Here is a 25468-nt window from a genome sequence, read left to right as displayed (position 1 = left end):
GTGAGCCAAGAGAAATCCCTGCCGGCTGGCCTGCACCGCGACACGCTTGCGTTGCGAACCGGCCTGGCACGCAGCCAGCACGGCGAACATTCAGAAGCGCTGTACCTGACGAGCGGGTTTGTGCAGCCCGACGCCGAGACCGCGATGCGCCGCTTCGCCGGCACCGAGGAAGGCTTCACCTACTCGCGCACGTCGAACCCGACGGTCACCAGTTTCGAGCAGCGCCTCGCGGCGATGGAAGGCACGGAAGCCGCGATCGGCGCGTCCACCGGCATGAGCGCGATCCTCATGATGTGCATGGGCCTGCTGAAGATGGGCGACCACGTGATCTGCTCGCGCTCGGTGTTCGGCTCGACGCTCAACCTGTTCGCCAAGGAGTTCGCGAAGTTCGGTGTCGAGACGACCTTCGTCTCGCAGACCGATGTGGCCGAATGGGCCGCTGCGATCAAGCCGAACACCAAGCTCCTGTTTGCCGAGACGCCGACCAACCCGCTGACGGAGGTCTGCGACATCCGCGCGCTGGCCGATCTCGCGCATGGCGCCGGCGCGCTGCTCGCCGTCGACAACTGTTTTTGCTCGCCCGCGCTGCAGCGGCCCGCCGAACTCGGCGCCGACCTGATCATCCATTCGGGCACCAAGTATCTGGATGGCCAGGGACGCGTGATGGCCGGGGCCATCTGCGGGCCTTCGAAGCTGATCGTCGACGTGTTCGGCCCGGTCGTGCGGACCGCCGGCATGGCCTTGTCGCCGTTCAACGCATGGGTCGTGCTGAAGGGCATGGAGACGCTCGGCATCCGCATGCAGGCACAGAGCGCGGCCGCGTTGGTGATCGCGCAATGGCTCGAAACGCAGCCCGGCGTGGCGCGCGTTTATTACCCCGGTCTCGCCTCGCATCCGCAGCATGAACTGGCAATGCGCCAGCAGTCGGGGCAGGGCGGCGCGGTGCTGTCGTTCGACGTGATCGGTAACGATCCCGAAACCGCGCGCGCGAACGCTTTCCATGTGATCAACAGCACGCAGGTGGTCAGCATCGCGACCAACCTGGGCGACACCAAGACCATCATCACGCACCCCGGCACGACATCGCACGGACGCCTGACCGAAGCGCAGCGCCAGGCAGCCGGCATCGGGCAGGGCCTGATTCGCCTGGCTGTTGGCCTCGAGCACATCGAAGACATCCAGGCCGACCTCCTCCGAGGTCTCAGCGGCCTTGCCACCCTGAATACCTGATCGCACGTCTCCATGACCGGCAAAGTTCGCACCCGCATCGCACCGTCTCCCACCGGTTTCCTTCATCTCGGCACCGCGCGCACTGCGCTGTATTCGTGGGCTTACGCGCGGCATCACAAAGGTGAGTTCGTGCTGCGCATCGAAGACACCGATGTGGCGCGCTCGACGCAGGATTCGACCGACCAGATCCTCGCGTCGATGCGCTGGCTCGGCCTTGACTACGACGAGGGTCCGATCTACCAGATGAAGCGGCTCGCGCGCTATCAGGAAGTGATCGCGCAGATGCTCGCGGCCGGGACGGCCTACCACTGCTATTGCACACCCGAAGAACTCGAAGCCACCCGCGAAGCGCAGCGCGCCCGTGGCGAGAAAACGCTTTACGACCGGCGCTGGCGCCCGGTGCCCGGCAAAGTGTTGCCGCCAGTGCCGGAGGGCGTGCCGCCGGTGGTGCGCTTCTGCAATCCGCCCGAGGGCGATGTCACCTGGACCGATCTGGTCAAGGGCGAGATCACCATCAACAACCGCGAGATCGACGACCTGATCATCCTGCGGCCCGACGGTGTGCCGACGTACAACTTCGCGGTGGTGGTCGACGATTGGGACATGGCGATCACGCACGTATTCCGTGGCGACGAGCACATCAACAACACGCCCTGGCAGATCAATATTTTCCAGGCGCTCGGCGCGCCACTGCCGCAGTTCGGTCACGTGCCGGTGATCCTTGGCGACGACGGCCAGAAGCTCTCGAAGCGCCGCGGCGCCGTGAGTGTCACGGCTTACGAACAGGATGGTTACCTGCCCGAAGCGATGCTCAACTACCTTGCGCGTCTGGGTTGGAGCCACGGCGACGACGAGCTGTTCACGAGCGAACAAATGGTGAGCTGGTTCGACGGTTCGCATCTTTCGAAGAGCCCTGCGCAATGGGACGCGGCAAAGCTAGCATGGGTCAATGCGCAATACATCAAGGCCACGCCGGACGCCACGCTGGAGCCGCTGGTGGCCGCCCAACTGCGCAAGCGCGACATCGAGGCCGACGAGCGCTTGCCTGCGATCTGCGCGCTGTTCAAGGACCGCTGCGAGACCACGGTTGCACTGGCCGGATGGGCCGCTGCTTTCTATGCAGACGTCACGGTGACGGAGGCCGATCGTGCGCAGCACCTGACGGAGGCCGTGCGGCCTGCCGTTGCCGCGCTCGCCGACAAGCTCTCCGGCGTGCCGTGGGACAAGGCGTCCATCGCCGCCGCCATCAAGGAAGTGTTGGTTGCGCACGCTCTGAAAATGCCTGTTTTGGCGATGCCGGTTCGCGTGTTAATCATGGGAACCGCGCAGACGCCGTCGCTCGATTCGGTGCTCTCACTCTTTTCTCGCGAAACAGTGTTGAAGAGGTTGAAAGAAGTCTGATTTTTCGGGCTATAATTCGAGGCTCGACACCCAAGGGGGTATAGCTCAGCTGGGAGAGCGCTTGCATGGCATGCAAGAGGTCATCGGTTCGATCCCGTTTACCTCCACCATTTTGGCGTCGAGAAAATAAGCGTTGATCGCAACGCGGTTCCTCAGGTTTTGACCCTATCGTCTAGAGGCCTAGGACACCACCCTTTCACGGTGGCTACCGGGGTTCGAATCCCCGTAGGGTCGCCAGTTTTACGCAAGTGAAACCGGCAACAAGTCGTCAGCACTTGGCTCCGCAAGGAGTGAACGTTGTCTACCAGGAGTGGTAGTTCAGTTGGTTAGAATACCGGCCTGTCACGCCGGGGGTCGCGGGTTCGAGTCCCGTCCGCTCCGCCATCCAGTAAGGGTTTGCTGCTATGAAAATAGTAGCAAACCCTTTTTTATATTCCAAATTTGGAATACTCCCTCAATGAGGAAGTGCGGACGAGTTACCTCGCGGTGAGCTCCATTTCCCGCAGAAGTTTGTGCAGTGCAGCGGGTTCGCAAATGCTGGCGACGTAAGGGGAGCATGCGGCCGAGACGGTCATCCCGATCGACTGCTTGTAGAACGTCGGCATCTCGCCGGCTTGGCCGAACGCGTGCGTCGTCGGTCGTAGCCTGTCGCACCATGCGTTCGCTGGTGGGCAAAGTTCCGTCCGGCACATCCTCTGCTCCGTCTTCCAACGTGTCGCTCACGCCTTTGGGACGCAAGTCTTGGAGTGAGAATCGCTCGAACGTCACGCCGCGTCTCTCAGCCTCGACGGCGCAAGCGTCCGTCAACACCTTGAGCACCGACTTCCATCCGCCGATGGAGTAGCGCTCGCCACGAAGGGTTCCAACGACGAATGGACCCGTGAGCTCCCTGCCGCGATCCACTGTCAGAGCCAATTAATACCCAGGCGACCGGCGGCGCCAGAACCGCAAAGAGTGCAAACACCACTACGCCCAGCGCTAGAAACCGCACAAACCGCACAAACCGCACAAACCGCACAAGCAGGTAGAAGCCCACTGCACCCAACGGACGCCAGAGGCCAGAAGGCACCGCCGCTCGGTCCAGCCCGTGTAGCGCAGGTCGATGCCGTATTCCGGCACGCACTCAAAGTTGCTGGCGAGCTAAGGCCCGCTCAGGGCTTCGTCGGCGCCGACGCCGACGCCGAAATCGTCAGCAAAACCCCAGTCTCGCTGACAGCAGAGGCATCAGGACGCTGGCACGGAGAGGTTATGCCACTTCCGATGACCCGTTGTGCGCTGTGTGCCGCACCGCACAGACGTCGATCACTGCTGTGCCTAGCCTTCCCCTTCCCCTTCCGCACCTAGCCGACAGCCTCGGCGGGTCGTCGTCTCTCCCAACTGCGAAAGAAACCTCACCATGGCCTACCAAAGCATCGACCCGAACACTGGGAAACTTCTCCAGAGCTTCGAGCATCTCAGCGCGGCGCAACTCGAGCATGCGCTCGCTGCTGCGCAGGCATGCTTCCAGACCTGGAAAAAGACCAGCTACGCCGCGCGCGCAGCCATCGTCAAGAAGGCCGCTGCGCTGCTGCACGCGCATGCCGACGACTTCGCCCGGCTCGCGACGCTCGAGATGGGCAAGCGCATCGGCGAGGCGCGTGGCGAGGTCAAGTTCAGCGGCGACATCCTGGCGTACTACGCCAAGCACGGAGAAGAGTTTCTCGGCGCCGACCAAGTTGCATCCGAAGCACGGTCACGCGCACATGGAGAGCAGCCCCTTCGGCGTGATCTTCTGCGTCGAGCCGTGGAACTTTCCGTTCTATCAGCTCGCGCGCATTGCCGGCCCTCACCTAATGGCGGGCAACACGGTGGTCGTCAAGCACGCGGGCTGCGTGCCGCAGTGCGCGATCGCGTTCGAGAAGCTGTGGATCGATGCCGGTGCGCCGGTCGGGGCCTACACCAACCTCCTGGTGTCGCATGCGCAGTCCGACCAGGTCATCGACGACCCGCGCATCAAGGGCGTGGCCCTGACCGGCAGTGTGGCGGCCGGGCGCAGCATCGCGGCGCGTGCAGGCCAAAACCTGAAGAAGAGCTCAATGGAACTCGGCGGCAGCGACGCGTTCATCGTGCTGGAGGACGCCGACCTCGACAAGGTCATTCCCTGGGCCGTGTGGGGGCGGATGTACAACGCCGGACAGACCTGCTGTGCGGCCAAGCGCTTCATCGTGCTCGAGTCGATTGCCGACAAGTTCCTGGCTCGCTTCAAGACCGCGCTCGAAGCGCTCGTCCCCGGCGATCCGATGGACGAGAAGACCACCCACGGTCCCTTGTCCACGGAAGCAGCATTGGTCCAGCTCCTGGCGCAGGTCGCTGCTGCAGTCAAGGGCGGCGCCACGCTGGTCATGGGCGGCAAGCGCATCGACCGGCCGGGCGCATTCATGCAGGCGACGATCCTCGCGGACATCGCGCCGGGCAATCCGGCCTTCCGCGACGAGTTCTTCGGCCCGGTGGTGTCGTTCTATCGCGTGAAGGACGAGGAAGCCGCGATCGCGCTGGCCAACGATTCAGATTTCGGCCTGGGTGGCTCGGTGTGGACCGAGGACGAAGCCCGCGGCAAGCGCATCGCGAGCGCGGTGGACACCGGAATGATGTTCGTCAACAACATCGACTGGTCCGACGCCGAGTTGCCCTTCGGAGGCATCAAGGACTCGGGTTACGGGCGCGAGCTGGGCAACATGGGCATCCAGGAGTTCGTGAACAAGAAGCTTGTGCGCACGGGGCATTTCCCGGCACCGGTCTGAACAGCGGCGGAGCTTGACCATGTACGTCAACGTCGCGGTTCTGACCGAGACCCAGCCCCACGAGCGCCGCGTGGCGCTGGTGCCGGCGGTGGTTCCCAAGCTGCTGAAGCTCGGCGCCCGATTGCACATGCAGTCTGGCGCCGGTGCGGCCATTCATCTGGACGACGCCGCCTTCAAGGATGTCGCCTTCACCACTGACCGCGCCGCGCTCGTCAAGGACGCCGACGTGGTGCTGTGCGTGCAACCGCCGGCGCTCGAGGTGGTCGATGCGATGAAGGAGGGTTCCATCCTCGTCTGCTTCGTCTACGCCCACAACGAGCCAGCGCTCGTCAAGCGCCTGCTCGAACGCAAGATCACCTGCTTCGCGATGGAGCGCGTGCCGCGCATCAGCCGGGCGCAGGCGATGGATGCCTTGTCCAGCCAGTCCGCACTGGCCGGGTATTACGCGGTGGCATTGGGCATGTCGCACCTGGCGCGCGTGGTGCCGAAGATCACCTCGGCCGCCGGTTCGATCGGGCCGGCCCACGTGCTGGTCATGGGCCTCGGCGTGGCCGGCCTGGAGGCGGTCGCCACCGCGCACCGGCTGGGTGCCGTGGTCGAAGGCTACGACGTGCGCCCCGAGACGCAGGAGCAGGTGATGTCGCTGGGCGCGACCTTCGTCGACACCGGCGTCGATGCGACCGGTGACGGCGGCTACGCACGCGAACTCACTGCCGACGAGAGGGCGAAGGTCGCGGACGTTCTGACTCAGCACATCCAGTCCGCCGACGTGGTCATCACCACCGCAGCCATCCCAGGCAAGGCTTCACCCAAGCTCGTCAGCCGTGCGCAGGTCCGCGGCATGAAGGCCGGCGCGGTGATCGTCGACCTCTCGGCCGAGGGCGGCGGCAATTGCGAGGACACGCAGCCCGGCGTGACGGCCCAGGTCGGGCGCGTGTGCATCGTCGCGCCGCTCAACGTGCCGTCGCTGCTCGGCGAAGACGCGAGCGCGCTCTACGCGAAGAATCAATACAACCTGTTGGCGCTGTTCGTGAAGGACAACGTCGTCACCATCGACTGGTCGGACGAGATCCTGGCCAAGACGGTGCTGACGCACGCGGGCGAGAACAAGGGCGCCGAAACGGACAAGGCAGCCGACGCGGCAAAAGCGGAAAAAGCGGCGAAGTCGGCAGCGGCCAAGCCCGACGCCAAGCCCCCCAAGCCCTCCATTTCCCAGCACGCGCCGGCGTGACCCCTCAACCAGGACCCATCCCATGGACTTCCACATCACCATCGGCGGTTTCGTCGCGCTCTACATCTTCATGCTCGCGGCCTTCGCGGGCTGGGTGATCATCGGCCGCGTGCCGGCGATCCTGCACACGCCCCTGATGTCGGGTTCCAACTTCGTGCACGGCATCGTCGTCGTCGGCGGCATCTACACCTTGCTCAACGCCAGCACCGTGCAGCAACAGGTGATCGGCTTCTTCGCCGTGCTGCTCGGGGCGGGCAACGCCGCCGGCGGCTATGCGGTGACCGATCGCATGCTGGCGATGTTCAAGCCGAGCGCGCACAAGGCTGGCCACGCCAAGGCGGGCAAGTCCGCGAGCGTCAAGCGACTGCACGCGAAGAAGGGCTGACATGGAAACGACCCTGCTCGCCTCCTTGCCGTCGCTCGGCATCGGCGCGGCCGACCTCGCGGCGGCCCTGCTCTTCATGTACGGGCTGCACCGCATGTCGTCGCCCGCGACTGCGTCTTCGGGCATCTCGGTGGCCGGCATCGGCATGGCGGTCGCGGTGCTCGCGAGCTTCCTCTATGCCTTCGACGTGGACAGCGCGGCCCGCCCCGATCTGTGGATGAACCTGGGTCTTGCCGTCGTGGCACTCGCGCTCGGCGGTGGCGTGGCCTGGTGGGCGGGGCGCACCGTGGCGATGACCGCCATGCCGCAGATGGTCGCGATCTACAACGGCATGGGCGGCGGTGCGGCCGGAGCCATTGCCGCGGTCGAACTCTTCGGCGGCAAGACGCAGGGCATGACGGCGCTGATCGTGACGCTGATCGGCGCCCTGATCGGTGCGGTGTCGCTCTCCGGCTCGCTGATCGCCTGGGCCAAGCTCGACGGCGTGATCGAGAAGCCGTTGCGGTTCAAGGCGCAGCAGGTGGTCAACGGGGTGGTCTTGCTGGCGACGCTCGCGGTCGGCGCCTACCTCGTCGTGGCGAGTGTCGACAAGTCGGCGCTCGTGCTGGCCGTGCCGGCCTCGATCTACCTCTTCTTCGGCCTGGCGCTGGTGCTCGGCATCCTGATGACGCTGCCGATCGGCGGGGCCGACATGCCGGTCGTGATCTCGATCTTCAACGCCTTCACGGGTCTGGCCGTCGGTCTTGAAGGCTTCGTGCTGCAGAACCCGGCGCTGATGATCGCCGGCATGGTAGTTGGTGCGGCCGGCCTACTGCTGACCTTGCTGATGGCCAAGGCGATGAACCGCTCGGTGAGCAATGTGGTGTTCAGCAACTTCGGCGCAGCCTCCAAGCACAAGCAGGGCAAGATCAAGGGCGAGCTGAAGCCGATGCAGCCCGGCGATGCGGGCATCGCGATGCGCTATGCCAGCTCGGTGATCATCGTGCCGGGCTACGGCCTCGCCGCGGCGCAAGGGCAGGGCAAGCTGTTCGACTTCGTCAAGCTGTTGCAGGCCGGTGGCGTGAGCGTGAAGTTCGCGATCCATCCGGTGGCGGGCCGCATGCCGGGCCAGATGGACGTGCTGCTCGCGGAAGCCGGCGTGCCCTACGACATGATCTTCCAGCTCGAAGACATCAACGACGAGTTCAAGACCACCGACGTGGCGCTCGTCATCGGCGCCAACGACGTGGTCAACCCCGCCGCGCGCACCGACAAGGGGTCGCCGATCTTCGGCATGCCGATCCTCAACGCCGACCAGGCCAAGAAGGTGTTCGTCATCAAGCGCGGCGAAGGCAAGGGCTACGCCGGCATCGTCAACGCGCTCTTCTACGGCGACAACTGCCACATGGTTTATGGCGACGCGCAGGCCGTACTGGTCGAGATGATCGAAGCGGTGCGCGGGCTCGGCTTGAAAGCCGCGGCCTGAAAGATTTTCAACACAAGGACTCTCCATGACACCCAAGATGAAAGCCGCCCAGGTCGAACGATTCGGCCAGCCCCTGGTGATGAAAGAGCTCGAGGTGCCGACGCCCGGACCGGGCCAGATCCTCGTCAAGACCGAGGCCTGCGGCGTGTGCCACACCGATCTGCATGCGCGCGATGGCGACTGGCCCCTAAAGCCGCCGCTGCCTTTCACGCCTGGTCACGAGGGCATCGGCATCGTCGTGGCCCTCGGGACCGGCGTGACGGCGGTGAAGGAGGGCGATCGCGTCGGCGTGCCCTGGCTCTATTCCGCCTGCGGGCACTGCGAGTTCTGTTTGGCGGCACAGGAGCCGGTCTGCGCTGAGGCCCAGTTCGGTGGCTACACCCGAAACGGCGGCTTCGCCGAATTCATCATCGCCGACCCGAACTACGTGGCGCACATCCCGGCTGGGCTGTCGGCGGTCGACGCCGCACCGTTGATCTGCGCCGGTATCACCTCGTACAAGGGCATCAAGGAAACCCAGGCCCGACCGGGCCAGTGGGTCGTGATCTCGGGCATCGGCGGGCTCGGTCATCTCGGGGTTCAGTACGCCAAGGCGATGGGCCTGCACGTTTGCGCGGTCGATATCGACGACGGCAAGCTCGCACATGCGACGCGTCTGGGTGCGGATGCAGTGGTCAATGCCAAGAAGGGCGACCCTGTGGCCGCGGTCGTCAAGGCCACGAGCGGTGGCGCGCATGGCGTGCTGATCACTGCGCCCTCCCTGCCCGCCTTCGAGCAGGGCGTGCGCATGACGCGCAAGCACGGTACCTGCGTGCTGGTCGGCATTCCGCCGGGCGAATTCCCCACGCCGCTGTTCGACGTGGTGGCCAACTGCATCACCATTCGTGGCTCCTTCGTCGGCAACCGGCGAGACATGGCCGAGGCGCTGGCCTTCGCAGCTGCAGGCCAGGTCAAGGCCGACATCGAGTTGCAGCCGCTGTCGGCCATCAACGATGTCTTCGAGCGACTGTCCAGAGGCGAGGTGCCCTCGCGCGTGGTGCTCGATTTCTCGGCCCGGTGAGACCTCTGCGTCGACCAGGCTTTTCGGGGTAGATCCCTTTCACTGAAGGAGTTTGAAAAATGGCAGGCACATATTGGAACGACTGGTACTCGGGCTGGGGTTGGTTCCTCTGGTTCGGGATGATGATCCTCATCTTCTCGAGCGCCGGGAACTGGGGCTACACCTACCGCGTCCATCGCAACCACGGCAGGCCCCTCGGCAAGGAAGCGCAGGACATCCTGAGCGAGCGCTATGCGCGCGGCGAGATCACCCACGACGAATACAGCCGCATGAAGGCGGCCATCCTGGCGTGAGGGCCAACGAATGAATACCCAAGTTCACAACGCCATCGCGACGGAGCCACCCGTCTGGTTCATCACCGGTTGCTCCACAGGCTTCGGTCTCGAACTCGCAAGACAGGCCATCGACCATGGCTACCGGACGGTGGTGACCTCGCGCGATCCCGCCGCCCTGGAACGTTTCGGCGCAACCGACAACGTCCTGGTGCTCACGCTCGATGTGACCCGGCAGGACCAGGTCGTCGCAGCGGTCAAGGCGGCGCAGGACCGCTTTGGCGGCATCGACGTACTGGTCAACAACGCCGGCATCGGCTACTTCGCGGCCATCGAGGAAGGTGAAGAGGCCCAGGTGCGCAAGATGTTCGATGTCAACGTCTTCGGCCTGACCCGCATGATTCAGGCCGTGCTGCCCGACATGCGCAAGCGTCGGCGCGGCTGCATCGTCAACCTCTCTTCCTTGGCCGGCATCCGCGGCATGTCGGCACTGGGCCAGTATTGCGCCACCAAGTTCGCGGTCGAAGGCTTGTCGGAGGCTTTGCGGCAGGAGGTCGCTGAACTGGGTCTTCAGGTGATGGTGGTCGAACCCAGCGGGTTTCGCACCGACTGGGCCGGCCGCTCCGCCAACGAGAGCAAGCACCAGATCGACGACTACGTCGCCACGGCCGGCAAAGTGCGGCGCCAGATCCGCGCGTCCTCCGGCCAGCAACCGGGCGACCCGGTGCGTGCCGTCAAGGCGCTCATCGACGCGGTAGTCTCAGGCCATCCGCCGCACCATCTGCTGCTGGGCAACGACGCCTTCGACGGTGCGATGGCCAAGGTCGACGAATTGCGCGCCGAGTTCGCGGCGGGCGAGGCTGTGGCGCGCGCCGCCGACTTCCCCCAGCCGGCGCATGCGATGGCTGCAGGTGCTGGCGTTTGACACCCCCGGCAACCGATGCGATGAACTGCGACACGGCCCTCGTCACCGCCAAGCAGATGGCGCTGGCCGACCGTTTGACGGTAGCCAGTGGCATCGGTGAGATGGCGTTGATGGAAAACGCCGGTCGCCCCGTGGCCCAGGCCATTCAACAGCGCTGGACTCCGCGTCCGGTGCTGGTCCTGTGCGGCCCCGGCAGCAACGGCGGCGATGGCTTCGTGGTTGCTCGGCAACTGGCCGCGGCCGACTGGCCGGTGCGCGTCGCGCTGTTGGGTGCACGCGAGGACCTGCGCGGCGCAGCCGCCCACCATGCAGGGTTGTGGCGCGGGCCGGTCGAGGCGTTGACGCCCCGGGCCCTCGATGGCGCCGAGTTGGTCGTCGATGCCATCTTCGGTGCGGGCTTGAGCCGTGCGCTCGAAGGCATGGCGGCCAGTACGCTGGCCGAGGCGGCAGCAAGGAAGATGGCGCTCATTGCGGTAGACATCCCCAGCGGCTTGATGGGCGATACCGGCGCCAGCATGGGCGCGGTGCCCTGTGCGCTGACGGTGACCTGCTTTCGCAAGAAGCCCGGTCATCTGCTGCAACCGGGCCGCAGCCTGTGCGGCGAGGTGATCGTGGCCGACATCGGCACACCCGACGCGGTCTTCGAGCAACTCAAGTCCGACACTTTCGAGAACGATCCGAAGCTCTGGGCCAGCACACTGCCCGTGATGCAAGCCGATGGCAACAAGTACACCCGTGGGCATGCGTTGCTCTGGGGCGGTTGGCCCACCACGGGCGCAGCAAGAATGGCCGCGAGGGCGGCTGCCAGGATCGGCTCAGGCCTCACGACCGTTGCCGTGCCTGCCGTCGCGCTGCCGGTCTATGCGGCCGCGCTGACCAGCGTGATGGTGAGCGCCATCGCCCGGCCCGAAGATCTCGACCAGCTGCTGGCCGACAGCAGGTACACCGGATTGATGATCGGCCCCGGTGCCGGTGTGGGGCCGGCCACGCGATCGCGTGTGCTGGCGATGCTCGCGACGGGAAGGGCGGCCGTGCTCGATGCCGACGCCCTGTCGGTGTTCAAGGATGATCCGGCCACCTTGTTCAATGCCCTCCATGGCGCTTGCGTGCTGACCCCGCACGAGGGCGAATTCAAACGTCTCTTTGAAGGCGTGATCGACATGGTCGGCGACAAGCTGCGCCGCGCGCGCGCTGCCGCGCAAGCCAGCGGCGCCGTCGTGGTGCTCAAGGGCAGCGACACGGTGATCGCGGCCCCCGATGGCCGGGCCATCGTCAACGCCAATGCCCCGCCGACGCTGGCCACCGCGGGCGCGGGCGACGTGCTGGCCGGCATGGTGCTGGGCCTGCTCACCCAGGGCATGGCGCCGTTCCTCGCCGCGGCCGCGGCGGTGTGGCTGCACGGCGCGGCTGCGGCCAGCTTTGGGCCGGGGCTGATCGCGGAGGACCTGCCCGACCTGCTGCCTGCCGTGCTCCAGAACTTGCAGGCCAAGCGAAGCGGTCAAGCCTGCTTGTGAAGCCACTGATGACACTTGATCGAAAAGAAAAACGCTTATGCACGCCATGGTCCTCAACGCATTGCACGCGCCCCTGGTCTGGACCGAACTGCCCGACCCGCAGCCCGGTCCGGGCCAGATACGCGTTCAGGTTTCGGCTTGCGGCGTGTGCCGCACCGACCTGCATGTGGTGGATGGCGAGTTGCCGCACCCGCAAGTGCCGATCATTCCGGGCCACGAAATCGTGGGCCGCATCGATGTGGTCGGCGCGAGCGTCTCCGGCCTCGCGATCGGCCAGCGCGTAGGCATCCCGTGGCTGGGTCACGCCTGCGGCATTTGCCCCTACTGCAGGATGCAGCGCGAGAACCTGTGCGACCACCCTGTGTTCACCGGCTTCACGCGCAATGGCGGCTTCGCCACCGCGACGGTGGCCGATGCGCGCTTCGCCTTTCCGCTGGGTGAGGAGGGCAGCGATGCGTCGCTCGCGCCCTTGCTCTGCGCCGGCCTGATCGGCTGGCGATCGCTCACCATCGCGGGTGAGGGAAAGAGCCTGGGCCTCTACGGCTTCGGCGCGGCGGCTCACATCCTGGCCCAGGTCGCGCGCTGGCAGGGGCGTTCGGTGTACGCCTTCACCCGTCCGGGTGACGAGAAGACGCAGGCCTTCGCGCGCAGCCTGGGCGCCACCTGGGCCGGCGGGTCCGACGAGATGCCGCCGCAGGCGCTCGATGCCGCGATCATCTTCGCGACCGTGGGCGACCTCGTGCCGCTGGCGCTGAAGGCGGTGCGCAAGGGTGGCCGCGTCGTCTGCGCCGGCATCCACATGAGCGACATTCCGCACTTCCCGTACAGCCTGTTGTGGGGAGAACGGGCGCTGCTCTCGGTGGCCAACCTCACGCGGCAGGACGGTCTCGACTTCCTGAGCCAGGTGCCGAAGATGGGCATCGTGACGAAGACGACCTGCTACCCACTGCAGGAGGCCAACGACGCACTGGCCGACCTGCGCGCGGGCCGCTTCGACGGGGCGGCGGTTCTGGTGCCCTGACGGACCCGGGTGCGCCGAGATTCAGGTCGGCACGCGCGTGCCGACCATGCGGTCGTGCTTCACGAAGAAGATGCGCGCCAGCGCGACGAGTTGGTTGTCGGTCGGGTGGTCCACCACCTCGTAGCCGGCGATGCGGGGCATCGTCTGCGGCCGGTGCTTTTCCACATAACGCTGGAAGTCGGCGACGCTCGTGTGCCCGCCCACGACCAGCACTTCAGCGATGCCGTCGAACGCATCGCAGACGGCGCCGAAGAACTCGTGTTCGGTGCGCACGCCGCTGTGATGCTGGCGTGTGAACTTCAGCTGCTCGTGCACATGTTGCTCGACCCTCTCGTCGGGTGCGAACTGCAGCAGGTGGGCGGATTGATGGTCGACGAATGCGACCGCGTGGAAGAGACTCATGGCTTGGATTTCCGTTCGTGAAGGGTTTGACAGGGGATGCAGCGCAGGGCTTGGGGTTCGATCTGCAGGCGGCCGAACGCAATTGCGGCGTGGCAATCGATGCACAGGCCGTAGGCGGCACCATGAATACGTTCCAACGCTGCGCGGATCGCCGTGTACTCGCCGCTGTCGATGTCCGCCACGATGCCTTCGACCTCGTGGGTGCCTTCGCGCTGGCGTGCGTCGTCGGCGTCCTGCAGCAAGACACGCCGGGCCGCTTGGACCTGCGACTGCCCCTCCAGCTGCAAGGTGCTCAGGCGCTCGAAGGCCGTGCGCCGGGACTCGAGCAGCGTCGTAAGCTCTAGGCGCTGCGCGTGCGAAAGATGAGAGGGCGTGCTTGCGCTCATCGCTTGTCTCCCTGGGTCTCGGCGCCCCATGTCCATTCGAGGATCTCAGGCATGTCCTGTCCGTGCGCGTCGATGTAGAGCTTGTGCGCGACCAGCTTGTCGCGGCACATCTGCTTGAGATAGTCGGCCCGGCTGCCCGGGTGCGGCAGGCAGTCCAGCACCTTCTGCACGAGGTGGAAGCGATCCAGCTCGTTCTGCACGCGCATGTCGAACGCCGTCGTGATGGTTCCCTCTTCCTTGTAGCCGTGGACGTGCAGGTGGCGGTTGGTGCGGCGGTAGGTCAGGCGGTGCACCAGCGACGGGTAGCCGTGGAACCCGAAGATCACGGGCTTGTCGCGGGTGAAGAGCGAGTCGAAGTCGGCTTCGTCGAGTCCGTGCGGGTGCTCGCTGGCAGACTGCAGCTTCATCAGGTCGACGACGTTGACCACGCGGATCTTCAGTTCCGGCAGATGCTCGCGCAGGATGGACGTTGCCGCCAGGATTTCCAGCGTCGGCGTGTCGCCGCAACAGGCCATCACCACGTCGGGTTCTGCGCCCCGGTCGTTGCTGGCCCACGGCCAGATGCCGATGCCCTCGGTGCAGTGCACCACGGCGGCTTCCATCGTCAGCCACTGTGGCAGCGCGTGCTTGCCGGCCACCACCACGTTGACGTAGTTGCGGCTGCGCAGGCAATGGTCGAATACCGAGAGCAGGCAGTTGGCGTCGGGCGGCAGGTAGACGCGCACGATATCGGCCTTCTTGTTGATGACGTGGTCGAGAAAGCCCGGGTCCTGGTGCGTGAAGCCGTTGTGGTCCTGCTGCCAGACGTGCGAGGCGAGCAGGTAGTTCAGCGAAGCGATCGGTCGGCGCCACGGCAGTTCGCGCGTCACCTTGAGCCACTTGGCATGCTGGCTGAACATCGAGTCGACGATGCGGATGAAGGCCTCGTAGCTGTTGAACAGCCCATGCCGGCCGGTCAGCAGGTAGCCTTCGAGCCAGCCCTCGCACTGGTGCTCGCTCAGCATCGAGTCGACCACCTGGCCGGCCGGTGCCAGGAACTCGTCGTTCGGCACCGTCGTCGCATCCCACTGCCGCATCGTCACGTCGAAGACTGCGCCGAGCAGATTCGACAAGGTCTCGTCGGGGCCGAAGACCCGGAAGTTGCGCTGGTCCTGGTTCAGCCGCACCACGTCGGCGAGGAACTTGCCCAGCACCATCGTGTCCTGTCCTTGCAGCGCGCCGGGCGACGGGACGGTCACCGCATGGTCGCGGAAGTCGGGCATGTGCAGGTCGTGCAGCAGCAGGCCGCCGTTGGCATGCGGATTCATGCCCATGCGCCGGTTGCCTTCCGGTGCGAGTGCCGCCAGTTCGGGCAGCAGGCGCCCATTCGCATCGAACAGCTCTTCGGCCCGGTAGCTCTTCATCCACTGCTCGAGTTGGGCGACATGTTCGGGGTGTTCGGCATTCACCAACAGCGGGACCTGGTGCGAGCGGAAGGTGCCCTCGTTAGGCAGTCCGTCGACCATCTTCGGCCCGGTCCAGCCCTTGGGCGATCTCAGCACGATCATCGGCCAGCGTGGCCGGCTCGCGCTCTTGCGCTCCCGTGCATTGCGCTGCGCCTCGTAGATCAGCCTCACGGCTTCGTCCATGGCGCTGGCCATCAGTTGATGCATCGTCTCCGGGTCGTCGCCTTCGACGAACAGCGGCGTCCAGCCGCAGCCGCGAAAGAACTGCTCGAGTTCGTCGTGCTCGATGCGCGCCAGCAGCGTCGGGTTGCTGATCTTGTAGCCGTTGAGGTGCAGGATCGGCAGCACCGCGCCATCTGTCGCCGCATCGAGCATCTTGGTCGATTGCCATGCGGTGGCGAGCGGACCGGTCTCGGCTTCGCCGTCGCCGACCACGCAGGCCACGATGAGCCCGGGGTTGTCGAAGACGGCGCCGAAGGCGTGGCTGAGCGAGTAACCCAGCTCGCCGCCTTCATGGATCGACCCCGGTGTCGTCGGTGCCACGTGGCTGGAAATGCCCCCTGGAAACGAGAACTGCTTGAACAGCTTCTTGAGCCCCGCCTCGTCCTGCGTGACGTCGGGATAGACCTCGCTCCAGGAGCCCTCCAGGTACACGTTGCCGACGATGGCCGGCCCGCCATGCCCTGGGCCAGAGATGTAGAACATGTCCAGGTCGTGGGCCTTGATGACCCGGTTCAGGTGGACGTAGATGAAATTCTGGCCCGGCGTGGTGCCCCAGTGGCCGACCACCAGCGGCTTCACATGAGACAGCTTCAGCGGCTCCTTGAGCAACGGGTTGTCGTAGAGGTAGATCTGCCCGACCGACAGGTAGTTGGCGGCACGCCAGTAGGCGTCCATCTTGTGCAGCAGGTCCGGGCTGAGCGAAGCGTTCTTCATGGGCAAGGATTCCGGGAGGTAAGCACTCGGTTTTAGAAGGCACGGGCCCCGTCGTCTGTGCGTCAGCGAACAGACGTGTCAGGGAGCCCGATTCAGACTTGTTACCTTCGGCGGGTGCAGGCCATGTTCTTGCAGCCCGTCGCCGATCCAAGGAGTCGCATGACGTCGGTGCAGCTGTTGTCTAACGGGCGCTACCACGTCATGGTCACTGACGCCGGCGGTGGTTACAGCCACTGGAACGGCCTGGCGCTCACCCGGTGGCGGGAGGACTTGACACGCGACGCCAGCGGCGCCTTTTGCTATGTCCGGGACATCGACGATGGCCAGGTGTGGTCGACGACCCGACACCCTGCCGCAGCCCCGGCCGGCGTGTACGACGCGCACTTTTCTCCGGGAATCGCGACGCTCGGGGTTCAAGCGCATGGCATTGAAATGCAGACCGCGATCGCCGTGTCGGCCGACGACGACGTCGAGCTGGGGCGCCTGCGCATCACCAACCGTTCGCCGACCCGCCGAAGACTCTCATTGACGAGCTGTGCCGAGCTCGTGCTGGGATCGGCTGCTGCCGATGCGGCGCATCCGGCGTTCGAAAAGCTCTTCGTCGAGACGGAGGTGCTGCGCGAGTTCGCGGCGGTCGTGTGCAGGCGGCGCGCACCCTCGCCCGATGAGCAAACGCCCACGTGGTTTCATCAGCTCGTTGCCGAAAAGCCGACGTCGCAGCCGCTGTCCTTCGAGACGGACCGCGCGAAGTTCATGGGTCGAGGTCGTGGCCCGGCCGATCCGCAGGCCATGGACGACACGGCCACGTTGTCGGGCAGCGCCGGTCCCGTGCTCGACCCGGTGGCCGCCATCCGCTGCGCGGTGTCGCTGGCCCCGGGCGAGTCGACGTCGGTCGATTGGATCAGCGGCGTCGGCCACCCGCGAAGCCTGCCTGGACCTGATGCGCAAGTACCGGGACCGCACCGTGACCGACCGTGTGCATGGCGCCGCGACGGACGCCGCGCAGGCCGTGCTCGATCGACTGCATTCAAATGCCGACGATGCGCGGCTGTACGCCGAACTGGCAGGCGCGCTGCTGATGCCCGATGCTCAATTGCGGGCCGATCCCGCCGTGCTGACCAAAAACCGACAGGGTCAGTCAGGCCTTTGGCGTTACGCGATCTCGGGCGATCTGCCAATCGCGCTGCTGCTGGCCGCCGATCCACTCCGGCTCGATCTGATGCGTCAACTGCTACGCGCGCACGCATATTGGCGTCTGTCCGGCCTCGCCGTTGATCTGGTGGTGCTTGTCGACGACAGCGGCGATGCCGGGGCATCGTTGCAGCAGCAACTCATTGCGCTCGTCGATGTCGAGCGGCTCGGCAAGCCTGGCGGTGTCTTCGTCCGTGCGCTGGGGCAGGTGCCGATTGCCGATCGCGATCTGTTGCAGGCCGTGGCCCGTGTCGTGCTCGACGATCGCGATGGACTGCTGCCGCAGCAGCTCGCGCAACGTCGGCCGGTGGGCGACCGTGTCTCGCCACTGGACAACGTCGTGGCCGTGCCCGATCCCGAAGTCTGTGCCAAGCAGTCGCCACCGCTTGCACAGCGTGACCTGATCTTTCGCAACGGCATGGGCGGCTTCACGCCGGATGGGCGCGAGTACGTGGTCACGGTCACACCAAATCGCATGACGCCGATGCCCTGGGTCAACGTCCTGGCGAATCCGTCGTTCGGCACGCTGGTGTCCGAGAGCGGCAGTGCCGCGACTTGGAGCGAGAACGCGCAAGCCTTTCGGCTCACGCCCTGGTCGAACGACCCGGTGTCGGACCCCAACACCGAGGCGTTCTACCTGCGCGATGAAGACAGCGGGCGTTACGCCTCGGCCACCTTGTTGCCGTGCCCCGGCGTCACGCCCTACGTGACACGCCATGGCTTCGGCTACAGCGTCTTCGAGCATTGCGAAGACGAGCTCGAAACCGCACTGACGATGTTCGTGGCCATCGATGCGCCGATCAAGTTCTCCGTGTTGAAGGTGATCAATCGGTCAGAGCGGGTGCGGCACCTCAGCGTCACCGGCTACCTCGAATGGGTGCTTGGCGACGAGCGACGCAAGACGGCGATGCACGTGATCACGCGCGTCGACACCAGCGCCGGCACCGTGTTTGCCACCAACGCGTACACCACCGATTTCGTCGAGCGAACCGCCTTCTTCGATGTCGACGAGGCCGCTTCGGCCGGCACGAGTGTGTGTTGCGACCGCCGCGCCTTCATCGGGCACGACGGCAGCCTGCGCCATCCCGCAGCGATGGCGTCGCGACACCTCTGCGGCGCGGCCGGCGCGGCGCTCGATCCGTGCGCCGCGCTCCGCGTTCCGTTCACGCTGTCGGCGGGGGAGGCGCGCGAAATTGTGTTCCGCCTTGGTGCCGGCACCACGCCGCAGGCGGCGCAAGCGCTCGCGATGCGCTGGCGCGGGGCGAGCGCGGCGCACGAAGCCCTGGCCGCCGTGCATCGGCATTGGAGCGACACCCTCGGCGCAGTACAGGTCGAGACGCCCGAGCCGTCGCTCGACCTGCTGGTCAACGGATGGCTGCCGTACCAGACCCTGGCGTGCCGGCTGTGGGCGCGCAACGCGTTCTATCAGTCGAGCGGCGCCTTCGGCTTTCGCGATCAGCTGCAGGACGTGATGGCCCTGGTGCACGCGGCACCCGGGCTCGTGCGCGAACACCTGCTGCGCAGCGCGGGCCGTCAGTTCGCCGAAGGCGACGTGCAGCACTGGTGGCACCCGCCATCGGGCCGCGGCGTGCGCACGCGCTGTTCGGACGACTACCTGTGGCTGCCGCTCGCGACCTGTCGCTATGTGCTCGTCACCGGCGACACAGCGGTGCTCGATGCGAGCGTGCCTTTCCTGACGGGCAGGGCGCTCGCGGACGGCGAGGTCTCCTGCTACGACCTGCCCGGCGAGTCGCCCGAATCAGCCAGCCTGTATGGGCACTGCGTGCGCGCCATCACGCACGGCCTGCGCTTCGGCGCACACGGCCTGCCGTTGATCGGCGGCGGCGACTGGAACGATGGCATGAACCTTGTCGGCGTGCACGGCAAGGGCGAAAGCGTCTGGCTCGCCTTCTTCCTCGACACGGTGCTCGTGCAGTTCGGGCGACTGGCCGATCGACGTGGCGATTTGCCTTTCGCGCAACGTTGTGCCGCCGAATCGGTGCGGCTGCGCGCTGCGATCGAGCGGAGCGCCTGGGACGGTGGCTGGTATCGACGGGGCTGGTTCGACGACGGCTCGCTGCTGGGCAGTTCCGCAGACGCCGAATGCCGCATCGATGCGATCGCACAGAGCTGGGCGGTGCTGTCGGGCGCGGCAGATGCGGGGCGTGCGCGCGAGGCGATGGAAGCGCTCGACCGTTTTCTCGTGGACCGCGACGCGGCCCTCATTCGACTGCTCGCCCCGCCATTCGATCAGTCCGATCCGAGCCCCGGCTACATCCAGGGTTACCTGCCCGGCGTGCGCGAGAACGGCGGGCAGTACACGCATGCCGCCGTGTGGTCGGCGATGGCGTTCGCGGCGCTCGGCGATGCGCCGCGCGCATGGGAACTCGCCCGCATGCTCGATCCGGTCCGCCACGCCGACTCGCCCGATGCGCTCGCAACGTACCAGACCGAGCCTTTCGTCATGGCGTCGGACGTCTATGCGTTGCCTCCGCACGCGGGCCGTGGCGGCTGGACCTGGTACACCGGGTCGGCCGGATGGATGCTGCGCTTCGTGCTGGAGTCGCTGCTGGGCTTGCGGGTCGAGTCGGATGCGCTGCGGATCGTTCCCTGCGTGCCGGAACATTGGGGTTCGTTTCGATTGAACTATCGCTATCGCGAGACTGTCTATCGAATAGAGGTGCTGACCAAATCATCGGAGGGTGAAGGCCCTGCTTTGATGCTGGATGGCATGGCGCTACCCGGCTCGGTCATTCCCTTGAACGACGATCGCCGCGAGCACGCGGTGGTCATTCGCATCCACCACCCAGGAGGCATTGAATGCAGATCGGCATGATCGGACTCGGGCGCATGGGCGCCAACATGACAACCCGCTTGCTGCGGGGCAACCACGACTGCGTCATTCATGACGCACACCCTGAAGCGATGGCGCCTCTGGTGGCGTTGGGCGCACGCAGCACGGATTCTCTGAAGGCCCTGGTGGCGGCGCTGGCGCCACCGCGCGCCGTCTGGCTGATGGTGCCTGCGGCCGTGGTCGACAGTGTTCTCGCGTCGTTGACCCCGTTGCTTCAAAGCGGCGACGTCGTCATCGACGGCGGCAATTCCTATTACCACGACGACTTGCGCCGCGCGGCTTCGTTGCACGAATCGGGAATCCAGTATCTCGACGTGGGAACGAGCGGTGGCGTGGCCGGCCTCGAGCGCGGCTACTGCCTGATGATCGGTGGCGATGACGCTTCCGTGCAGCGCCTTGCGCCGGTGTTCGCGACGCTGGCGCCTGGCCCCGGCTTGTCGGCGCCGACACCGGGCCGGCGCGCCGACGCTGGCACCGCCGACCAGGGCTGGCTGCATTGCGGGCCGCACGGCGCGGGGCACTTCGTCAAGATGGTTCACAACGGCATCGAGTACGGCATCATGGCGGCGTATGCCGAAGGCCTGAACATCCTTCGCGGCGCCAATGTCGGGAAGCAAGCGCGCACCGAGGATGCGGAGACCACGCCTTTGCGGCACCGCGAGCGCTACCAGTACGACATGAACCTGCCGGAGATCGCCGAGGTCTGGCGGCGCGGCAGTGTCATTGGCTCGTGGTTGCTCGACCTGACCGCCGAGGCGCTGGCCGCAGATCCGACCCTCGCCCAATTCAAGGGCCGCGTGTCCGACTCGGGCGAAGGCCGCTGGACGATTCAGGCGGCCATCGATGAAGCCGTGCCGGTGCCGGTCCTGAGCGCGGCGCTCTATGGGCGCTTCAGTTCGCGCGACGAGGGCGACTTCGCCAACCGCGTCCAGTCGGCGATGCGGCACGAATTCGGTGGCCACGTTGAAAAGCCGCATCCCGATCCTGGTTCCAAGGGGTCGGCATGATTTCCGAGACCCAGGTCTCCCCCGCTGCGCAGAAGCTCGCGTCCTCTGACGCGCTGGTCGTGTTCGGCATCACCGGCGACCTGGCGAGCAAGCAGATCTTTCCGGCGCTCTATGCGATGTGCAAGCACGGGACGCTGAACGTACCGGTGATCGGCGTCGCCACGTCGGACTGGGGATCGGAGCAACTCCATGTCCGTGCCACGGAGAGCATCACGCGCGACCACGCCGACGTCGACCGCAAGGTGCTCGACCGGCTTCTGGGGCTCATGCACTACGTGCGCGGCGACTACCGTGATGCCGGTACGTTCGATGCGCTCAAGAAGGCCCTTGGCGGCGCGAAGCGCCCTGCGCATTACCTGGCCATTCCGCCCTCGCTGTTCCCGACCGTCATCGAGGGGCTGGCCCGGGCCGGCCTGGCCACCGACGCCCGCGTGATCGTCGAGAAGCCCTTCGGGCGCGACCTGGTGTCGGCGCGCGAGCTGCATCGCGTGGCGCTGGCGGCCTTTGCCGAGGATGCGATCTTCCGCATCGATCACTTCCTCGGCAAGGAGGCGATCATGAACCTCCTGTACTTCCGCTTTGCCAATTCGTTTCTCGAGCCGATCTGGAACCGCGACCACATCGCGAGCGTTCAGATCACGTTGGCCGAGACCTTCGGCGTCGAGGGGCGGGGCGCGTTCTACGAGAGCGCCGGTTGCCTGCGCGACGTGTTGCAGAACCACTTGTTCCAGATCGTGGCCCTGCTTGCGATGGAGCCGCCCGCAACCCGCGACTTCGAGGCCGTGCATCGGCACAAGGCCGATGTGTTCGCCGCGATGCGCGAGTTGCGTCCCGAAGACATGGTGCGCGGTCAGTACCTGGGGTATCGGGACGAGGCCCACGTCGCCAGCGATTCCGATGTCGAAACCTACTGCGCACTCCGACTGCATGTGGACTCGTGGCGCTGGGGCGGCGTGCCCTGGTACCTGCGCTCCGGCAAATACCTGCCGGCCAACGGGTGCGAGGTGGTGGTGCGGCTCAAGGCGCCACCGCAGAACCTGTTTGGCGACGCGGGCATCCGCGAGGACGCCAACTATCTGCGCTTCCACATCTCGCCGCGATCGACCATTGCGCTGGGCGTGCGTGTCAAGCGACCGGGCAAGGAATTTTCAGGCGAGCAGCGCGAGTTTTCGCTGCTGGAGGAAGCACCGGGCGAACAGACTGCCTACGAGCGGCTGTTGACCGATGCCATGAACGGCGACGGCGCATTGTTCGCCCACGAGGCCGCCATCGAGGCCGCATGGGCCGTCGTGGAACCCGTGCTGGACGATCACCCCCCGGCTGTCGTCTACGAGCGCGGGACGTGGGGCCCGCCGGCCGCGAACCACCTGATCGCGGCGGACGGCGGTTGGCACAACCCCGTCGCGGAGGTGTGAACGCATGCCTTTGCCCATTGAAGAATACGGCCTGATCGGAGACGGCCACACGGCCGCGCTGGTGGGTCTCGACGGATCGATCGACTGGCTGTGCCTGCCGCGGTTCGACTCGGGTGCGTGTTTTGCCGCGCTGCTGGGCAGCCCCGCGCACGGACGCTGGCTGATCGCGCCACATGGTGCGGTGAGCCGGACGCAGCGACGCTATCGGGACGGCACGCTCATCCTCGAGACCGACTTCGAGACCGAGACCGGTGCGGTGCGCGTGATCGACTGCATGCCGCTGTCGAACGAGCGCTGGGACGTGCTGCGCATCGTGGAGGGGTTGCGTGGCCACGTGCAGATGCACATGGAACTGATCATCCGCTTCGACTACGGCTCCATCGTGCCGTGGGTGCATCGCGCCGAAGGCACGCTGTTCGCGACCGCCGGACCGGCCACGCTCGAACTCCATACGCCGGTGCAAACGCATGGCGAGCACATGACCTCGCGGGCCGACTTCACGGTCGCTGTCGGCGAGCGCGTGCCCTTCGTGCTCAATTACCGGCCCTCCCACACGCCCGCGCAGGAGGCCATCGACGCCGACCAGACGCTCGCGCAGACGCAGACCCTCTGGCGCGAATGGTCGCAGCAATGCACCTATCAGGGTCGCTGGCGCGAGCCGGTGCTGCGCTCGTTGATGACCCTGAAGGCGCTCATCTACCAACCCACCGGGGGCATCGTGGCGGCGCCGACCACCTCGCTGCCGGAACAACCGGGCGGCGTGCGCAACTGGGACTACCGCTACTGCTGGCTGCGCGACGCGACTTTCACGCTCAACGCATTGCTGCTGGCGGGCTACACCGAGGAGGCGCTGGCCTGGCAGGAATGGCTGCTGCGCGCGGTCGCGGGCAGCCCGGCGGACATGCAGATCCTCTACAGCGTGACCGGCGAGCGTCGGCTCCAGGAGATCGAGCTCCCATGGCTGCCAGGCTACGGCGACGCCGCCCCGGTGCGCATCGGCAATGCGGCGGCGACGCAATTCCAGCTCGATGTCTACGGGGAAGTCATGGACACGCTGCATCTCGCGCGGGCCGCCGGGCAGACGCCGCAGCCGCACGCCTGGCGCATCCAATGCGCGCTGCTCGCGTTTCTCGACACACACTGGAGCGATCCCGACGAAGGCATCTGGGAGATCCGCGGGCCCCGGCAGCACTTCACGCACTCCAAGGTGATGGCCTGGGTCGCCTTCGACCGTGGCGTGAAGGCGGTCGAGCGGTACGGGCTGGAAGGGCCGGTCGAGGCCTGGCGACGCACGCGCGACGAGATCCATGCGCAAGTCTGCCAATCCGGATTCGATGCGAAGCGCAACAGCTTCGTGCAGCACTACGGCAGCACCGAACTCGATGCGAGCCTGCTGCTGATCCCGATGGTGGGCTTTCTGCCGCCGGACGACCCGCGCGTGCTCGGCACCATCGAGGCGATCGAGCGCGAGCTGGTGGTCGACGGCTTCGTGCTGCGCTACCTGACGGCCACCGGCATCGACAGCCTGCCGGCGGGCGAGGGCGTTTTCCTGCCGTGCAGCTTTTGGCTCGCCGACTGCCTGGCCGTGACCGGCCGGCACGCCGAGGCCGAGGCACTGTTCGAGCGGCTGCTGGCGTTGCGCAACGACGTCGGTCTGCTGTCCGAGGAGTTCGACCCCCGCACCGGGCACATGCAGGGCAATTTCCCGCAGGCGCTGAGCCACATGGCGCTGGTCAACACGGCACGACTGCTGTCGCTGGCGTCGGAGCAGGTGAAGGCATCGACCCCGAAGGGCGAACGCCCCGCCGCCGCGAGTACCGCGCCATGACATCGCCCGCCTTGAAGAAAGCGCCATCGAAGATCCTGGTGATCGATGTCGGCGGCTCGCACGTCAAGTGCCTGCTCAGCGGCGAGACCACGCGACGCAAGTTCGCATCCGGGCCCGACCTGACACCGCAAAAGATGGTCGAGGGCGTTCTGGCGATCGTCGCCGACTGGGCGTTCGATGCGGTCTCGATCGGCTACCCCGGCGTCGTGCAGCACGGCATCCCAGCGCTGGACCCTCACCACCTGGCCCCGGGCTGGATCGGCTTCGACTTCGAGAGCGCGTTCGGGCGGCCGGTGCGGATCGTCAATGACGCGGCCATGCAGGCGCTGGGCAGTTATCAGGGCGGAAAGATGCTCTTCCTGGGTTTGGGCACCGGGCTGGGCTCCGCGCTCATCGTCGACGGTCACATCGTGGCGATGGAACTCGGCCATCTGCGCCGCAGCAAGAAGCACGACTACGAGGATCTCCTGGGCAAAAAAGGTTTCAAGCGTCTGGGTAAAAAGAAGTGGCGACGAAAGGTCTGTGCCGTCGTGGAGGGCTTCAGTGCGGCCCTGTTGCCTGACGAAATCGTGGTTGGCGGCGGACAGGCCGAACGACTCAAGAAGCTGCCTTCGCGGACCCGGCGAACCGACAACGCGGCGGCCTTCGTCGGCGGCTTCCGGCTCTGGGATGAATCAACGCCCGACGCCTCCGGCGCCACCTACAAGGATCTCTCATGAC

Annotated in this window: 18 protein-coding genes, 3 tRNA genes and 2 pseudogenes; 20 read left to right on the top strand and 3 right to left on the bottom strand. The window is 66.1% G+C overall.

The window, feature by feature from the left end:
• From AX767_RS03880 to AX767_RS03815, 14 genes and pseudogenes are all read left to right on the top strand, one after another.
• Positions 1–1230: an O-succinylhomoserine sulfhydrylase gene (locus AX767_RS03880; protein WP_068628798.1), complete on the top strand. Its 1230-nt coding sequence runs from the start codon at positions 1–3 to the stop codon at positions 1228–1230.
• 12 nt (positions 1231–1242) lie between these two features.
• Positions 1243–2631, top strand: coding sequence for a glutamate--tRNA ligase (gene gltX, locus AX767_RS03875; RefSeq protein ID WP_068628796.1), 1389 nt, complete (start codon positions 1243–1245; stop codon positions 2629–2631).
• A 34-nt stretch (positions 2632–2665) separates the two neighbouring features.
• A tRNA-Ala gene (locus AX767_RS03870) sits at positions 2666–2741 on the top strand.
• A gap of 51 nt (positions 2742–2792) precedes the next feature.
• A tRNA-Glu gene (locus tag AX767_RS03865) sits at positions 2793–2868 on the top strand.
• A 70-nt stretch (positions 2869–2938) separates the two neighbouring features.
• Positions 2939–3015 (top strand) — tRNA-Asp (locus AX767_RS03860).
• Positions 3016–4027: 1012 nt separating this feature from the next.
• A pseudogene (locus tag AX767_RS03855) lies at positions 4028–5411 on the top strand (NAD-dependent succinate-semialdehyde dehydrogenase).
• A gap of 19 nt (positions 5412–5430) precedes the next feature.
• Positions 5431–6642, top strand: a complete 1212-nt coding sequence (locus AX767_RS03850) for an NAD(P) transhydrogenase subunit alpha (RefSeq protein WP_068628794.1) — start codon at positions 5431–5433, stop codon at positions 6640–6642.
• 22 nt (positions 6643–6664) lie between these two features.
• Positions 6665–7027 (top strand): NAD(P) transhydrogenase subunit alpha, encoded by a 363-nt coding sequence (locus AX767_RS03845; RefSeq protein ID WP_068628792.1) that lies wholly within the window; start codon positions 6665–6667, stop codon positions 7025–7027.
• Position 7028: 1 nt separating this feature from the next.
• Positions 7029–8492 carry an NAD(P)(+) transhydrogenase (Re/Si-specific) subunit beta gene (locus tag AX767_RS03840; RefSeq protein ID WP_068628790.1) on the top strand — a complete coding sequence of 488 codons (1464 nt, stop codon included), beginning with the start codon at positions 7029–7031 and terminating at the stop codon, positions 8490–8492.
• A gap of 25 nt (positions 8493–8517) precedes the next feature.
• A complete protein-coding gene (locus AX767_RS03835; protein WP_068628789.1) occupies positions 8518–9552 on the top strand; it encodes a zinc-dependent alcohol dehydrogenase in 1035 nt (344 codons plus the stop codon).
• 59 nt (positions 9553–9611) lie between these two features.
• Positions 9612–9845 (top strand): SHOCT domain-containing protein, encoded by a 234-nt coding sequence (locus AX767_RS03830; RefSeq protein ID WP_068628786.1) that lies wholly within the window; start codon positions 9612–9614, stop codon positions 9843–9845.
• Between the two features lie 10 nt (positions 9846–9855).
• On the top strand, positions 9856–10749 hold the full coding sequence (locus tag AX767_RS03825; RefSeq protein ID WP_068628784.1) for an oxidoreductase: 894 nt from the start codon (positions 9856–9858) through the stop codon (positions 10747–10749).
• 20 nt (positions 10750–10769) lie between these two features.
• The gene (locus AX767_RS03820; protein ID WP_068628782.1) at positions 10770–12263 is read left to right on the top strand and encodes a bifunctional ADP-dependent NAD(P)H-hydrate dehydratase/NAD(P)H-hydrate epimerase; all 1494 of its coding nucleotides are present in this window, start codon (positions 10770–10772) and stop codon (positions 12261–12263) included.
• A 37-nt stretch (positions 12264–12300) separates the two neighbouring features.
• Positions 12301–13284: a zinc-dependent alcohol dehydrogenase family protein gene (locus tag AX767_RS03815; RefSeq protein WP_068628780.1), complete on the top strand. Its 984-nt coding sequence runs from the start codon at positions 12301–12303 to the stop codon at positions 13282–13284.
• Between the two features lie 21 nt (positions 13285–13305).
• On the opposite strand, the gene AX767_RS03810 is transcribed toward AX767_RS03815, so the two are convergent.
• Genes AX767_RS03810 through AX767_RS03800 form a run of 3 tightly spaced genes read right to left on the bottom strand, consistent with a single transcriptional unit; the run spans position 13306 to position 16453 of the window.
• Positions 13306–13686 carry a hypothetical protein gene (locus AX767_RS03810; protein ID WP_068628778.1) on the bottom strand — a complete coding sequence of 127 codons (381 nt, stop codon included), beginning with the start codon at positions 13684–13686 and terminating at the stop codon, positions 13306–13308.
• Positions 13683–14072: a TraR/DksA family transcriptional regulator gene (locus AX767_RS03805; protein WP_068633327.1), complete on the bottom strand. Its 390-nt coding sequence runs from the start codon at positions 14070–14072 to the stop codon at positions 13683–13685. The genes AX767_RS03810 and AX767_RS03805 overlap by 4 nt, the downstream gene beginning before the upstream one ends.
• Positions 14069–16453 carry a phosphoketolase family protein gene (locus AX767_RS03800; RefSeq protein WP_068628776.1) on the bottom strand — a complete coding sequence of 795 codons (2385 nt, stop codon included), beginning with the start codon at positions 16451–16453 and terminating at the stop codon, positions 14069–14071. Before AX767_RS03800 ends, AX767_RS03805 begins: the two co-directional genes overlap by 4 nt.
• A gap of 123 nt (positions 16454–16576) precedes the next feature.
• Between AX767_RS03800 and AX767_RS22235 the strand changes: the two are divergent.
• The 6 genes and pseudogenes from AX767_RS22235 to AX767_RS03775 form a co-directional block, all read left to right on the top strand.
• A pseudogene (locus AX767_RS22235) lies at positions 16577–17302 on the top strand (hypothetical protein); the annotation flags it as partial.
• A gap of 91 nt (positions 17303–17393) precedes the next feature.
• Positions 17394–20480, top strand: a complete 3087-nt coding sequence (locus AX767_RS03795) for a GH36-type glycosyl hydrolase domain-containing protein (protein ID WP_068628773.1) — start codon at positions 17394–17396, stop codon at positions 20478–20480.
• On the top strand, positions 20465–21505 hold the full coding sequence (gene gnd, locus AX767_RS03790; RefSeq protein ID WP_068628771.1) for a phosphogluconate dehydrogenase (NAD(+)-dependent, decarboxylating): 1041 nt from the start codon (positions 20465–20467) through the stop codon (positions 21503–21505). The genes AX767_RS03795 and gnd overlap by 16 nt, the downstream gene beginning before the upstream one ends.
• Positions 21502–22920 carry a glucose-6-phosphate dehydrogenase gene (gene zwf, locus AX767_RS03785; protein ID WP_068628770.1) on the top strand — a complete coding sequence of 473 codons (1419 nt, stop codon included), beginning with the start codon at positions 21502–21504 and terminating at the stop codon, positions 22918–22920. Before gnd ends, zwf begins: the two co-directional genes overlap by 4 nt.
• A gap of 4 nt (positions 22921–22924) precedes the next feature.
• Entirely contained in the window at positions 22925–24748 is a 1824-nt protein-coding gene (locus AX767_RS03780) for a glycoside hydrolase family 15 protein (RefSeq protein WP_068628767.1), read from the top strand.
• A complete protein-coding gene (locus AX767_RS03775; protein WP_068628765.1) occupies positions 24745–25467 on the top strand; it encodes an ROK family protein in 723 nt (240 codons plus the stop codon). Before AX767_RS03780 ends, AX767_RS03775 begins: the two co-directional genes overlap by 4 nt.
• The last annotated feature ends 1 nt before the right edge of the window (position 25468 follow it).

It is taken from the genome of Variovorax sp. PAMC 28711 (genome assembly GCF_001577265.1).
Taxonomy (GTDB): domain Bacteria; phylum Pseudomonadota; class Gammaproteobacteria; order Burkholderiales; family Burkholderiaceae_C; genus Variovorax.
Note: the sequence above shows the minus strand (reverse complement) of the source record. Positions and strands in the feature narration are given on the sequence as shown.

Coding starts and splice junctions, on each gene's coding strand:
- gltX (WP_068628796.1), top strand. CDS start 1,243: ATGACCGGCAAAGTTCGCACCCGCATCGCACCGTCTCCCACCGGTTTC.
- AX767_RS03850 (WP_068628794.1), top strand. CDS start 5,431: ATGTACGTCAACGTCGCGGTTCTGACCGAGACCCAGCCCCACGAGCGC.
- AX767_RS03845 (WP_068628792.1), top strand. CDS start 6,665: ATGGACTTCCACATCACCATCGGCGGTTTCGTCGCGCTCTACATCTTC.
- AX767_RS03840 (WP_068628790.1), top strand. CDS start 7,029: ATGGAAACGACCCTGCTCGCCTCCTTGCCGTCGCTCGGCATCGGCGCG.
- AX767_RS03835 (WP_068628789.1), top strand. CDS start 8,518: ATGACACCCAAGATGAAAGCCGCCCAGGTCGAACGATTCGGCCAGCCC.
- AX767_RS03830 (WP_068628786.1), top strand. CDS start 9,612: ATGGCAGGCACATATTGGAACGACTGGTACTCGGGCTGGGGTTGGTTC.
- AX767_RS03825 (WP_068628784.1), top strand. CDS start 9,856: ATGAATACCCAAGTTCACAACGCCATCGCGACGGAGCCACCCGTCTGG.
- AX767_RS03820 (WP_068628782.1), top strand. CDS start 10,770: ATGAACTGCGACACGGCCCTCGTCACCGCCAAGCAGATGGCGCTGGCC.
- AX767_RS03815 (WP_068628780.1), top strand. CDS start 12,301: ATGCACGCCATGGTCCTCAACGCATTGCACGCGCCCCTGGTCTGGACC.
- AX767_RS03810 (WP_068628778.1), bottom strand. CDS start 13,686: ATGAGTCTCTTCCACGCGGTCGCATTCGTCGACCATCAATCCGCCCAC.
- AX767_RS03805 (WP_068633327.1), bottom strand. CDS start 14,072: ATGAGCGCAAGCACGCCCTCTCATCTTTCGCACGCGCAGCGCCTAGAG.
- AX767_RS03800 (WP_068628776.1), bottom strand. CDS start 16,453: ATGAAGAACGCTTCGCTCAGCCCGGACCTGCTGCACAAGATGGACGCC.
- AX767_RS03795 (WP_068628773.1), top strand. CDS start 17,394: ATGCGCAAGTACCGGGACCGCACCGTGACCGACCGTGTGCATGGCGCC.
- gnd (WP_068628771.1), top strand. CDS start 20,465: ATGCAGATCGGCATGATCGGACTCGGGCGCATGGGCGCCAACATGACA.
- zwf (WP_068628770.1), top strand. CDS start 21,502: ATGATTTCCGAGACCCAGGTCTCCCCCGCTGCGCAGAAGCTCGCGTCC.
- AX767_RS03780 (WP_068628767.1), top strand. CDS start 22,925: ATGCCTTTGCCCATTGAAGAATACGGCCTGATCGGAGACGGCCACACG.
- AX767_RS03775 (WP_068628765.1), top strand. CDS start 24,745: ATGACATCGCCCGCCTTGAAGAAAGCGCCATCGAAGATCCTGGTGATC.